Annotated in this window: 11 protein-coding genes; 5 read left to right on the forward strand and 6 right to left on the reverse strand. The window is 72.0% G+C overall.

Annotated features, from left to right (window positions below):
* Positions 1 to 45 precede the first annotated feature (45 nt).
* On the reverse strand, positions 46 to 1,173 hold the full coding sequence (locus ACIGJO_RS08930; RefSeq protein WP_399954181.1) for a ferrochelatase: 1,128 nt from the start codon (positions 1,171 to 1,173) through the stop codon (positions 46 to 48).
* A 138-nt stretch (positions 1,174 to 1,311) separates the two neighbouring features.
* On the opposite strand from ACIGJO_RS08930, the gene ACIGJO_RS08935 reads away from it, so the two are divergent.
* Entirely contained in the window at positions 1,312 to 2,559 is a 1,248-nt protein-coding gene (locus ACIGJO_RS08935) for an MFS transporter (protein WP_399954184.1), read from the forward strand.
* On the forward strand, positions 2,516 to 3,838 hold the full coding sequence (locus ACIGJO_RS08940) for a D-arabinono-1,4-lactone oxidase (protein WP_399954187.1): 1,323 nt from the start codon (positions 2,516 to 2,518) through the stop codon (positions 3,836 to 3,838). The genes ACIGJO_RS08935 and ACIGJO_RS08940 overlap by 44 nt, the downstream gene beginning before the upstream one ends.
* 83 nt (positions 3,839 to 3,921) lie before the next feature.
* On the opposite strand, the gene ACIGJO_RS08945 is transcribed toward ACIGJO_RS08940, so the two are convergent.
* Positions 3,922 to 5,088 carry a hypothetical protein gene (locus ACIGJO_RS08945; protein WP_399954190.1) on the reverse strand — a complete coding sequence of 389 codons (1,167 nt, stop codon included), beginning with the start codon at positions 5,086 to 5,088 and terminating at the stop codon, positions 3,922 to 3,924.
* Positions 5,089 to 5,583: 495 nt separating this feature from the next.
* Between ACIGJO_RS08945 and sepH the strand changes: the two genes are divergently transcribed.
* Positions 5,584 to 6,648 carry a septation protein SepH gene (sepH, locus tag ACIGJO_RS08950; RefSeq protein WP_399954193.1) on the forward strand — a complete coding sequence of 355 codons (1,065 nt, stop codon included), beginning with the start codon at positions 5,584 to 5,586 and terminating at the stop codon, positions 6,646 to 6,648.
* A 73-nt stretch (positions 6,649 to 6,721) separates the two neighbouring features.
* Here the strand turns inward: sepH and ACIGJO_RS08955 are convergent, their stop codons facing one another.
* Positions 6,722 to 7,552 carry a sulfurtransferase gene (locus tag ACIGJO_RS08955; protein ID WP_399954197.1) on the reverse strand — a complete coding sequence of 277 codons (831 nt, stop codon included), beginning with the start codon at positions 7,550 to 7,552 and terminating at the stop codon, positions 6,722 to 6,724.
* A 239-nt stretch (positions 7,553 to 7,791) separates the two neighbouring features.
* Between ACIGJO_RS08955 and ACIGJO_RS08960 the strand changes: the two genes are divergently transcribed.
* Together ACIGJO_RS08960 and ACIGJO_RS08965 are read left to right on the forward strand one after the other, a co-directional pair.
* Complete coding sequence (locus ACIGJO_RS08960; protein ID WP_399954200.1) at positions 7,792 to 8,568, forward strand: VOC family protein; 777 nt, start codon at positions 7,792 to 7,794, stop codon at positions 8,566 to 8,568.
* Between the two features lie 259 nt (positions 8,569 to 8,827).
* Positions 8,828 to 10,171 (forward strand): erythromycin esterase family protein, encoded by a 1,344-nt coding sequence (locus tag ACIGJO_RS08965; RefSeq protein ID WP_399954203.1) that lies wholly within the window; start codon positions 8,828 to 8,830, stop codon positions 10,169 to 10,171.
* On the opposite strand, the gene ACIGJO_RS08970 is transcribed toward ACIGJO_RS08965, so the two are convergent.
* The 3 genes from ACIGJO_RS08970 to ACIGJO_RS08980 all read right to left on the reverse strand — a co-directional run bounded on the left by ACIGJO_RS08970 (position 10,163) and on the right by ACIGJO_RS08980 (position 12,676).
* Entirely contained in the window at positions 10,163 to 10,813 is a 651-nt protein-coding gene (locus ACIGJO_RS08970) for a thymidine kinase (protein WP_399954207.1), read from the reverse strand. The two genes, ACIGJO_RS08965 and ACIGJO_RS08970, sit on opposite strands and share 9 nt — an antisense overlap.
* A gap of 79 nt (positions 10,814 to 10,892) precedes the next feature.
* Positions 10,893 to 12,080: an alkaline phosphatase family protein gene (locus ACIGJO_RS08975; RefSeq protein WP_399954210.1), complete on the reverse strand. Its 1,188-nt coding sequence runs from the start codon at positions 12,078 to 12,080 to the stop codon at positions 10,893 to 10,895.
* Positions 12,080 to 12,676, reverse strand: coding sequence for a DUF5998 family protein (locus ACIGJO_RS08980; RefSeq protein WP_399954214.1), 597 nt, complete (start codon positions 12,674 to 12,676; stop codon positions 12,080 to 12,082). The genes ACIGJO_RS08975 and ACIGJO_RS08980 overlap by 1 nt, the downstream gene beginning before the upstream one ends.
* Positions 12,677 to 12,701 lie beyond the last annotated feature (25 nt).

The following is a 12,701-nucleotide window of genomic DNA, read 5'->3' on the forward strand; positions in this document are numbered from 1 at the left end:
GGCGGGCGTACGCGCCGGCGCGGCCCTCGGACCCGCCGGCGCGCCTCACGCGTACGGGCTGTCGGCACCCGCGGCGGCCGGCTTGGGGGCCCTGGCGGGGCAGCAGCCGACCGGGCACAGGTCGTGGGACGGGCCGAGCGCGCCCAGCGCGCAGCGCTCCGGACGGCTCCCCCGTTCGGCGGTGGCGCGCTCCAGGACCAGTTCGCGCACGGCGGCGGCGAACCGCGGGTCGGCGCCGACCGTCGCGGAGCGGCGCACCGGCAGGCCGAGCTCGGCGGCCTTCGCGGTGGCCTCCGTGTCGAGGTCGTACAGGACCTCCATGTGGTCCGAGACGAAGCCGATCGGGGCCATCACGACCGCCGGGACGCCCTCGCCGTGCAACGCCTCCAGGTGGTCGCAGATGTCGGGCTCCAGCCACGGGATGTGCGGGGCGCCGCTGCGCGACTGGTAGACGAGCTGCCAGGGGTACTCGATGCCGGTCTCCTCGCGCACCGCCTCGACGATCACCCGGGCGACGTCGAGGTGCTCGGCGACGTAGGCGCCACCGGAGCCGTGTGCCTCGGGGGCCCCGGAGGCGTCGGCCGCGGAGTCCGGGATCGAGTGGGTGGTGAAGGCCAGATGGGCACCTGCCGCGACATCCGCGGGGAGATCGGCCAGTGAGGCCAGCACGCCGTCCACCATGGGCCGTACGAAGCCGGGGTGGTTGAAGTAGTGCCGCAGCTTGTCCACGCGCGGCACGTCCAGCCCCTCGGCCGCCAGGGCCGCGAGCGACTCGGCGAGGTTCTCGCGGTACTGGCGGCAGCCCGAGTAGGAGGCGTAGGCGCTGGTGGCGAGGACCGCGATCCGGAGGTGGCCGTCGGCGGTCATCTCGCGCAGCGTGTCGGTGAGGTACGGCGCCCAGTTGCGGTTGCCCCAGTAGACCGGCAGGTCCATGGCGTGGTCGGCGAAGTCCTTGCGCAGGGCGTCCAGCAGCGCCCTGTTCTGCGCGTTGATCGGGCTGACGCCGTCGAACAGGAAGTAGTGCTTGCCGACTTCCTTCAGCCGTTCCTCGGGGATGCCGCGGCCGCGGGTCACGTTCGCCAGGAACGGGACCACGTCGTCCGGGCCTTCGGGACCGCCGAAGGAGAGCAGCAGCAGGGCGTCGTAGGGAGCGGGATCGCGCAGATCGGACATGCCCTCGATCCTGCCACCCGGCCGGGACGGTGCGGCACCCGACATCCGCCCGCCGACCGGGGCCCCTTCCGCATCGGGCGGAAAGCCATAAACTGTATCGGCCATCTTCATGCAGGACAGGTCCGACCGGAGTCTCTGTTGCCCAGCCCCTACCGCGCCATCTTCGCCGCCCCCGGCTCCAAGGGATTCTCCACCGCCGGATTCTTCGGCCGGATGCCGCTGTCCATGATGGGCATCGGCGTCGTGACCATGGTTTCTCAGCTCACCGGCCGCTACGGGCTGGCGGGCGCGCTCTCGGCGACGCTGGCCATGGCGGCGGCGGTCTTCGGTCCACAGATCTCCCGGCTGGTCGACCGGTACGGGCAGCGGCGGGTGCTGCGCCCGGTCACCCTGGTCGCGGTGGCGGCGGTCGCCGGACTGCTGATCTGCGCCCAGCAGCGTCTGCCGGACTGGACCCTGTTCGTCTTCGCCGCGGGCGCGGGCTGTGTGCCCAGTGTGGGGTCGATGGTCCGGGCCCGCTGGGCGGAGATCTACCGCGGCTCGGCCCGTGAACTGCACACCGCGTACGCGTGGGAGTCGATCGTCGACGAGGTGTGCTTCATCTTCGGGCCGATCATCTCGATCGGGCTCTCCACCGCGTGGTTCCCCGAGGCGGGACCGCTGCTGGCCGCCGGGTTCCTGGTGATCGGTGTCTTCTGGCTGACCGCGCAGCGCGCCACCGAACCGGTGCCGCACCCCAAGTCGCAGCACACCGGCGGCTCGGCGATGCGCTCCCCCGGCCTCCAGGTCCTGGTGGTCACCTTCGTGGCGACGGGCGCGATCTTCGGGGCCATCGACGTGGTGACCGTGGCCTTCGCCGAGGAGCGCGGTCACAAGGCGGCGGCCAGTCTCGTGCTGGCGGTCTACGCGCTGGGTTCGTGTCTGGCGGGAGCCGTCTTCGGGCTGCTGCACCTGAAGGGGAAGTCCTCCACCAGGTGGCTGGTGGGGGTCTGCGCGATGGCCATGAGTATGATCCCCCTCCAACTGGCCGGGAACCTTCCGTTTCTGGCCGTGGCGCTCTTTGTCGCGGGCCTCGCCGTCGCACCGACGATGGTCACCACCATGGCCCTCGTCGAGCAGCACGTACCGCGCACCAAGCTGACCGAGGGCATGACCTGGACCAGTACCGGGCTCGCGGTCGGTGTGGCGCTCGGCTCCTCGGCCGCGGGCTGGGTGGTCGACGCGTCGGGGGCGGAGGCGGCCTACGTGGTGCCCGCCGTGGCGGGAGCGCTCGCGGCCGCGGGGGCGTTCCTGGGGTATCGCCGGCTTGCCAAGCCGGTACCTACGGAAGGGCTCCGGGAAGATGACGGACACCTACGCACGGACGACGGCGAGCACGTGGCGTAACTGGGCGGGCAATGTCACCGCCCGGCCGGTACGGGCCGTGTCCCCCGCCTCCGTCGACGAGCTCGCCGAGGCCCTCCGCAGGGCCCGTGAGGACGGTCTGCGGGTGAAGCCCGTCGGTACCGGGCACTCGTTCACCGCCGCGGCGGCCACCGACGGGGTGCTGATCCGCCCGGAGCTGCTCACCGGGATCCGGGAGGTCGACCGTACGGCGATGACGGTGACGGTCGAGGCCGGCACCCCGCTCAAGCGGCTCAACGCCGCTCTCGCCCGTGAGGGCCTGTCGCTCACGAACATGGGCGACATCATGGAACAGACGGTCGCCGGGGCCACCTCCACCGGAACCCATGGCACCGGCCGCGACTCGGCATCCATATCCGCGCAGATCCGGGGCCTCGAACTGGTCACCGCCGACGGCACGGTGCTGCGGTGCTCGGCCGAGGAGAACCCGGATGTGTTCGCCGCCGCCCGGCTGGGACTGGGCGCCCTCGGTGTGATCACCGCGATCACCTTCGCCGTGGAGCCGGTCTTCCTGCTGACCGCCCGTGAGGAGCCGATGACCTTCGACAGGGTCACCGCGGACTTCGACCGGCTGGTGACCGAGAACGAGCACTTCGAGTTCTACTGGTTCCCGCACACCGGCAACTGCAACACCAAGCGCAACAACCGCAGCGCGGGCCCCGCCGCTCCGCCCGGCAAGGTCAGCGGCTGGATAGACGACGAACTGCTGTCCAACGGGATCTTCCAGGTCGCCTGCGCGCTCGGCCGGGCGGTCCCGGCGACCATCCCGTCCATCGCCAGGCTCTCCAGCCGGGCGCTGTCCGCCCGCACGTACACCGACATCCCGTACAAGGTCTTCACCAGCCCCCGCCGGGTGCGCTTCGTGGAGATGGAGTACGCCCTTCCGCGCGAGGCCGCCGTCGAGGCGCTGCGCGAACTGAAGGCGATGGTGGACCGCTCGCCGTTGCGGATCAGCTTCCCGGTCGAGGTGCGTACCGCGCCCGCCGACGACATCGCCCTCTCCACGGCCTCGGGCCGGGAGAGCGCCTACATCGCGGTGCACCTGTACCGGGGCACGCCGTACCAGGCGTATTTCACCGCCGTCGAACGGATCATGACCGCGCACGCCGGCCGCCCGCACTGGGGCAAGATCCACACCCGCGACGCCGAGTACCTGGCCGGGGTCTACCCGCGGTTCGGCGAGTTCACCGCGGTACGCGACCGGCTCGACCCGGACCGCCTGTTCGGCAACGACTACCTGCGCCGCGTCCTGGGCGACTGAGTCCGCCCCCGCCGCTCGTCCGGTTCGGACGAGCGGCGGGGGCGGGTGTCAGCGTCACTGAGCGGTGTCAGCTCTCTCCGGTGTCAGCGTCCCGCGCCGTCCGTGCCGGGCGTGGCCTGCCCCTGCTGTCCCTGGACAGCGCTCTGGCCACCCTGACCGCCCTGGCCTCCCTGGTCGGCCGGCGGCTCGGGGGTGTCACCGCCCCCGTCGCCGGACGGCGTCGGGGTGGGCGGGGGCGTCGGCGCGGTCCCGCCGTCACCGGAACCCGAGGGCTTCGGGGCCGGCTCGGTGGTCGAGCCCTGGTCCCGGTCCGTGTCCGGATTCGCGCTCCGGCCGTCCTCGCCGTCCGTGCCCGGCGTGGACCCGGTCCCGCTGCCGGGGCTCTGCCGGTCCCCGTCCGGTTCCTGTCCGGTGCCTTCGGAGGGTGTGGGGTCGGAGGGAGCGGAGTCGTTGTCCCCACCGCGTACGACGGAGCCGACGGTCGTCCCGCGGCCGCCGCTCAGATCGTTGCCCGAGATCATCTCGAACGCGGTGATGCCGATCATCGAGACAGCGAAGACGACGGCGGCGGCGAGGACCGGGCGCTTCCAGCCGCGCAGCCGGGTGCCGTGCGTGGTCGCCCCGGAGAACGCGTCGTCCGCTCCGCCCGGGGCGCCCGCCGGCGCTCCGCCGGCCTGCGGAACGAGCTGGGTCCGGGCCGGGTCGGAACCGTCCGGTCCGCGGCTGCCCGGCACCTGGCGGAGCATCCGGGTGCGCTCGGGGTCGAGGTTCAGCAGCTGCGTACGGTCGGGGTCCGCGCCGCCGGAACCGGTGGAAAGGCCTGCGGCGGTGGTGGAAGGGTCCGCGCCCCCGGCGCCGGGCCGCAGCGCGCGTGTACGGTCCGGGCCGAGCCCCGCCGCGGGCAGCACGGTCGTGGCGTCGTCCGCAGGCCGGTCCGTCGCACGCGTCTCCCGCGCCGGCGCCGTCTCCCTGGTGCGCACGGTCACCTGACGGCCCGCCGGGTGCGTGACCTGGACGGTGACCTCGCGGATCTGCTCACCCGTGCGGCGGAAGAAGTGCTGGAAGACCGATCCTCCGCAGGTGGCTACGACACTCATCACACCGGCACCGAGAATCGTTCCGTATACGCCCAGCTGCGAGGCCAGTACCGCGGCCGCCACGGCCGCCACGGCACTGCCGGCGACCTGCGGCAGACTCAGATCTATGCGCCTTTCCTTGGGTTCTGTATCATTTTCCGGCTTCTGAACCATTACCAGCCCCTGCTTGACATCTCTCCCACCATGCAACAGGAAGGGACAAATGAACGAAGTGGATAGTTCCGTTTCTGGTGATTCTGTGAAGCAGGACACGCATCGGGGGCATTTCGCAAGTAACCGGGTAACTCAACTCCCGTGCCGCACGAGAAGTTCGGCGGCGCGCCGGTCCACACCAGCTGGCCCAAATGGAGTACTGTGACGAGCCCTGGGGCGGACTCCCGCATGGGTATCCGCAGCTACGGAGGGGGCCGACGGCGGCACTCGAACCGGCGGTGCCGAGGCGGCACACGGGCGCCTGCTGCGCGAGGTGATCCTTTGGGTTACTTTGGGTCGCAACAGGTAACCGTGTCATGCAGGCGTTCCAGGGCGACCGCCCGACACGCCGGGCAACTTGGCAAGGTTGTGACAGGCTGCACCCGGGCAGGTCACACTCGACTAGCGGAAGCAGCGACGCACGTGACGTCGGCAGGCACCACCCGGGAGGTTCCCATGCCCGAACTGCGTGTCGTGGCCGTCTCAAACGACGGCACACGACTGGTGCTCAAAGCTGCGGACAGCACGGAGTACACGCTTCCGATCGATGAGCGGCTGCGCGCCGCCGTACGCAACGACCGCGCACGGCTCGGTCAGATCGAGATCGAGGTGGAGAGCCACCTCCGCCCCCGCGACATCCAGGCCCGGATACGTGCCGGTGCCTCCGCGGAGGAGGTCGCCCAATTCGCCGGCATCCCCGTCGACCGTGTGCGCCGCTTCGAGGGCCCTGTGCTCGCGGAGCGCGCCTTCATGGCCGAGCGGGCCCGGAAGACTCCTGTGCGCCGTCCCGGCGAGAACACCGGCCCCCAGCTCGGCGAGGCGGTGCAGGAGCGGCTCCTGCTGCGCGGCGCCGACAAGGAAACCGTCCAGTGGGACTCCTGGCGCCGTGACGACGGCACCTGGGAGGTCCTCCTGGTCTACCGGGTCGCGGGCGAGCCGCATTCGGCGAGCTGGACGTACGACCCGCCCAGACGACTGGTCCAGGCCGTCGACGACGAGGCCCGCTCGCTGATCGGCGAGAGCGACGACGTCGCCGCGCCGGAGCCGAGCTTCCCCTTCGTGCCCCGGATCGCGCGGCTGCCGCGCGACCGGCCGCTGGACCGTGCCCTGGACCGCCAGATCCAGATGGAGCGCCCGGCCCCGCCCGCCCCCGAGCCGGAGGAGTACATCGGCACCGCATCGGCCGGTGAGCGCGACTCGCTGACGAGCCTGCTGGAGGCGGTGCCGAGCTTCCGCGGCGACATGGTCGTACCGGAACGGCCCGCACCGCCCGAGCCGCCCGCGATCGAGCCCGCCGCGCAGGAGCCCGAGGCCGACGAGCCCCCGGCCGCCGCCTCCGCGGGCGCCGGTTCCGCGTACGCGGACGTGCTGATGCCGCGGGCGGTGGCCGGCCATCGGGACCGGCTGACCGGGACGACGGACCGCCAGGCGGAGGCGGACGGGGTCCGCCCTGGGCGCCGGGCCGCGGTGCCCAGCTGGGACGAGATCGTCTTCGGTACCCGCCGCAAGAAGCAGGACTGACCGAGAAATGACCGGCAGGAGAAGGGCCCGTACACGGTCGCGTACGGGCCCTTCTCCGTCCCGGCCACCCGGCTTACCGGGGATCGGGCCCCTTGGCGACCGGCCGGGACTCGTCGGAGGACCACTCGGACCAGGAGCCCGGGTAGAGAACACCCCGGAACCCGGCGATCTCCAGAGCCAGCACCTCGTGCGCCCCCGAGACGCCCGAGCCGCAGTAGACACCGACGCCCCCGGCGCTCCCGGCGGCCCCCAGCCCCGAGAAGCGGGAGGCCAGCTCCGCCACGGGCAGGAAGTGCCCGTCCGCGCCGACGTTCTCCGAGGTCGGCGCCGAGACCGCGCCCGGGATATGGCCGCCCACCCGGTCGATCGGCTCCACATCACCCCGGTAACGCTCGGCGGCCCGTGCGTCGAGCAGCAGACCGGAACGGGCGAAGGCCGCCGCGCCGTCCGCGTCCAGTGTCTCCAGTGCACCGGGCTCCGGCCGGAAATCGCCCTCGGCGGGGGCCGGGATCCGGGTGGAGAGCTCGCCGGTCCACGCCGCGAGGCCTCCGTCCAGGACGCGGACGTCCGGGTGCCCCGTCCAGCGCAGCAGCCACCAGGCACGGGCGGCGGCCCAGCCCTGACCGCCGTCGTAGACCACGACGGGGGTGTCCCGGGACACCCCGGCGCGGCGCATCGTGGCGCCGAAGGTCTCCGGGTCCGGCAGCGGATGACGGCCGCCGCCGCCGGGCGGCCCGGCGAGTTCCGAGTCGAGATCGACGAAGACCGCGCCGGGGATGTGCCCGGCCTCGTAGTCCGGGCGGCCGTGCGGGCCGCCCAGCTGCCAGCGGACGTCCAGGAGCACCGGCGGGCGGAGCCCCGCCGACTCGCTCGCGCATCCGGATGCGGTGATGATGGGCTTCATGGGTGCCATCCTCGCGCAGGGGCCGGCCCACCCGTAACAGTGCCCGGACGGACAAACGCCAGCAAATCGGCCTCCCTCCGTCGAGAACCGGGGCCGCCCGGCGCGGCCGGGGCGTCTCACGAGCCAGGTGGTGCAAGCATCTGCACGGGGCGAAGACACCGGAGTCCGCACCCGCCGGACGGAGCACCGGCACCCGCCCCCTGTACGGCCACCACGAAGGTCCGAGGAGAGAGAAGACGATGACCGAGGCTGTTGCCCGGCGCACGCCCGGAACACCTTGCTGGGTGAGTCTGATCGTGCACGGCCTGAGCACTACCCAGGAGTTCTACGGAGCCCTGTTCGACTGGGAATTCCGGCCGGGCCCGGATCAGCTGGGCCCCTATGTGCGTGGTCTGCTCGACGGCAAGGAGGTCGCGGGCATCGGCCAGCTGCCGCCCGACCGGCATCTGCCGATCGCCTGGACGACCTATCTCGCCACCGACGACGCGGATGTCACGGCGGAGACGATCCGCTCCTGCGGCGGCACCGTGGCGGTCGGTCCGCTCGACGCGGGCGACGCGGGCCGCCTCGCCATCGCCTCCGACCCGAGCGGGGCGGTGTTCGGCATCTGGCAGGCCTCCGGACACATCGGTACGCGGACGGCGGGAACCCCGGGCACGCCCGTGTGGAACGAGCTGGTGACCCGGGAGACGTCCATGGTCGGCAAGTTCTACCAGGCGGTCTTCGGCTACGAGACGGAGGCGATCGTCTCCGCCGACTTCGACTACCAGACCCTGCACCTGGACGGCCGCCCGGTGGCGGCGCTGCACGGTGTGGGGCACGCCCTGCCGCGCGACCGGGGTCCGCACTGGATGACGTACTTCGAGGTCGCCGACACCGACCGGTCCGCCGCACGGGTCGTGGAACTGGGCGGCCACATCCTCCAGCCGCCCCGGGAGGGGTCGAGCGGCAGGATCGCGACGGTCTCGGACCCGGAGGGCGCCGTGTTCACGATCGTACGGTCGTCCGGACGCTGACCCGGGGCCGCCCTGTGCGGGTAGCGGGTGGGTACGTGGTCCCCGCGTGATCAGCAGCGGGAACTACGGCGGACCGGGAAGGCCGCCGTCGCCGGGTCGAAGGCGGACGACGGCCGACCCTGGTCCCGGGCCGTCCTTCCCACCGGCACGACACGTGCCCGTGCGCCGAAAGGCGCCGGCGTCGCGTCGCGGCATCCACGCCCCCGCACCGGTGAGTCCCCGCCTGCCCCTCGGAGTTCCCTTCACGGAAGAGCCCCGCATGCCTGATACGACCGACCGCACACCGTTCACCGACTGGCTCCGCGGCCATGCCATCCGGCTCGCCCACCTCGACCCGGCAGCGCCCCTGGACGACCTGGAACCGCTGGGCGACATCCTCGGCGGTGCCCGCGTGGTCGCCCTCGGCGAACACTCCCACTTCATCGGCGAGTTCGCCATGATGCGCGGGCGCATCCTGAGGTTCCTGGTCGAACGCTGCGGCTTCACCGTCCTGGCCTTCGAGTACGGCTTCGGCGAAGGCTTCCCCCTCGACGCCTGGGCCCACGGCCGGGGAACGGACGACGACCTCTCCGCCCACCTCGCGACAGCGGTCCCCATCGGGCTCCAGGAGCCCCTGCGCTACATACGCCGGCACAACCGCACCGCCGCACGACCGGTCCGCTTCGCGGGCATCGACATCCCGGCGGCCGGCGGGTCGCTGCTCCCCGCCCTGGTCCCCGTCGCCGACTACCTGCGCCGGATCGACCCCGAAACGCTGCCGGCGGTCCGGGACGCGATGACGATCGCCGAATCCTTCGCCGGTGACTCCGCGGCCGTGGCCGCACCCGCGTGGGCTCGCCTGGCCGCAGCCGAACAGGACGCGCTCAGCGCACTCCTGGCGCGCCTGCTCATCCGGTTCCGTTCCCTGGAGCCTCTGTACGTCTCCCGCGGGGACCAGCAGAGCTACGACATCGCCCTGCGATGCCTCGAAGGCGCGGGCCACGCCGACTACACCTTCCGCGCCATGGCCGCCCTCTTCGCCGGAGACGGTCTCACCGCCGACACCTCGGCCCGCGACCTCTACATGGCCCAGTCACTCCTGTGGCACCTGAACCAGCTCGGGCCCACGGCCCGCGTCGTGCTGGCGGCCCACAACGCCCACATCCAGAAGACACCGGTCGCCTTCGACGGCCGCCTCACCGGACTCCCCATGGGCCAGCACCTGCACAACGCCCTCGGCGACGCGTACTTCGCCCTCGGACTGACCAGCACCACAGGGCACACAGCCGAGATGCACCGCGACGAGAAGGCGCGTTTCGGTTTCACCATCGCCGGCACCGCGCTGGATGCGCCCGAACCCGGCAGCGTCGAAGCCGCCTTCGCCGACAGCGGTCCGGGGCTCGGCTTCGCCGATCTGCGGCGGGCACGGGCCGAAGGCCTCAGCGGCCCCGACCGTATCCGGATGCAGAGCGTCTACGTACACACCGCTGTCCTCGACGCGTTCGACGGCGTCCTCTGCACTCCCGCCTCCACCGTCGCCGATGTCACCCGGAGCTGGGACCCGCAAGACGTCGGGCAGGGCACGGTAGACCAGCCCGTCCGCCCGTCCGGCGGCTCAGTCTGAAGCAACCGGCAGGACGTCCGGAGAGAGCGTGCCGGCATGCGCAGTGGCACTCGTCATACGACGACGGTGGTGACGCCGGCACAGCACCTCGTAGCCGACCTCCGCGGCGGGGCTGCTCACGTCGCCGACAACGACCTGTTCACCCTCCATCACCATCTCGCCGCCCAGTGTGCGGGCGTTGTGCGTCGCACGCGCCCCGCACCAGCACATCGCCTCGACCTGCAGCGTCTCCACGCGGTCCGCCAGCTCGATCAGCCGCCGTGAACCGGGGAAGAGCTTCGTGCGGAAGTCGGTGGTGATGCCGAAGGAGAAGACGTCCAGCCCCAACTCGTCCACGACGCGCGCCAATTGATCGATCTGCACCGGCTCCAGGAACTGCGCCTCGTCCACGATCAGGTAGTCGACCTTGCCGCCCTGCGAGACCCGGTCGACGACATAGGCGTACAGGTCCATGCCCCGCACCGCCTCGACCGCCTCGGTCACCAGCCCGAGCCGTGAGGAGAGCTTCCCCTCCCCCGCACGGTCGTCGCGGGTGAAGTTCAGGCCCTGCAGCCCCCTCGCCGACCGGTTGTGCCCGATCTGGAGGGCCAGCGTGCTCTTTCCGCAGTCCATCGTTCCGGAGAAGAACACAAGCTCGGGCATGAGAGGTCGAGCACCTTTCGGACGGGCAGCCGGAAGGCGGCCGTGGGACAGGGAATCCGGGGCGGGAGGGAAAACGCGGTTACGAGCGTACTTCGAGGAGCGGGACGAGCTGTTCGACGGGGGTCATCGAGCCGTGCATCCCCACCATCGCGGACTCGTGCGGCTCCTTCGCCGACGCGGTGATCACCACGTCGGCGTGGGCGGCGGCGACCACATCACCGATCCGGCCGTACACCCGTTCGTCGACGCGCGGCCCGAACCAGCCGGCCGCGATCGCCTCGTCCCGGCCCGCCACCCAGAACTGCTCACCGAGCACTTCGCGCCATACGGTCAGCACATCGGCCTCGGCCCCGGGGACCGCGTACGCGTGACGGGCCCGGCCCTCGCCGGCGAGCAGGGCGACTCCGGCGCCCAGCTCCCAGTCCTCGTCGAAATCGATCCGGGACTGTTCGTCGAAGGGAATGTCGATCATGCCGTGGTCGGCGGTGATGTACAGCGCCGAGCGGGGCGGGAGCTGTTCGGCCAGGCGCTGGGCGAGCCCGTCGACGTACATCAGCTGACCGCGCCAGGCGTCGGAGTCGACGCCGAACCGGTGCCCCGCACCGTCGACCTCGCTGTAGTACGTGTAGACGAGCGAGCGGTCCCCCGCGGCGAGCCGCTGGGCCGCCACGTCCATCCGCTCCTCGCCGGTGAGCCGGCCGAGGAAGGAGCCGCCGCTGAGCGCGACCTTGGTGAGCGGGGTGTGCTCGAACGCGGGCGCGGAGACCTGGGCGGTGCGCACCCCCGCGGCGTCGGCGAGCCGGAAGACGGTGGGATACGGCTGCCAGACCTTCGGCTCGGTCCACGGCCTCCAGCGGAGCTGGTTCATCAGCTCGCCCGTCTCGGGGTTGCGCGCGCTGTAGCCGGGAAGGCCGTGCTCACCGGGCGGCAGCCCCGTACCGACCGAGGCGAGCGAGGTTGCGGTGGTCGCCGGGAAACCCGCGGTGAGGGGGCGGCCGGTGCCCCCGCGGGAGGTCGCCAGCAGGGAGTGCAGGAAGGGTGCCTCGTCCGGATGCGCCTTGATCTGCTCCCAGCCGAGGCCGTCGATCAGGAACACGCAGTTGCGGTCGGCCGGTGTGAGCTCCGGGATCGACGCGACGAGACCGGGTACGCCCTGTCCGGCGGCCAGGGTCGGCAGCAGATCGGCGAGCGAACCGCTGCCGTACTCGGGCACGGGCGCGCTGTCGACGGGGAGCAGGACCGGCTCCTGCCAGGCCGGCTGCGCCATCAGCGGCCGGTCGCCGCGGTGGCGGCCGTCGCCTCGGAGAGCGACTGGGCGAAGGCGAGGGTCTGGCGGACGGTGTCCGGACCGTCACCGGCCTCGCTGACCCGCAGGCTCAGATCGTCGGCGGTGGAACTGCCGGTGTAGCCGTGGTCCGCCTCGCAGTTGGGGTCGCCGCAGGCGGCGGGCTCCAGGTCGATCCGGGAAACGGCACCCCAGCCGATCGTGAGGACGACCTCACGGGGCAGCGTGCCCGGTACGTACTTCTCCGGGTTGGCCACCACCCGGCTGACCACGACCGACGAGATCCGGTCGAGCTTGACCGACTCGGTGGACGTGGTGGCGTACGGCGTCGGGGAGCTGGTGTCGGCGGCCTGCTCGTCGGTGTGGCTGACGATGAACCGGTTCTCCGTCAGAACGAGGACCGTGACGTGACGGCGCACCTCGTTGGAGTCGAAGGTGGTCTCCTGGTGCACCAGATACGAAGCGACCGGCTCTCCGCCGACGGCGGCCTCCACCGCCTCGGCCACGAGGGCCGGGTAATAGCCGCTGCGCTCGATCGCCGCGCGCAGCCCCTGGGTCGTCGTACCGGTCTTTGCCATACGGACCATCCTACGGGGGCCCGAT

This window comes from Streptomyces sp. NPDC079020 (assembly GCF_044542225.1).
Taxonomy (GTDB): domain Bacteria; phylum Actinomycetota; class Actinomycetes; order Streptomycetales; family Streptomycetaceae; genus Streptomyces.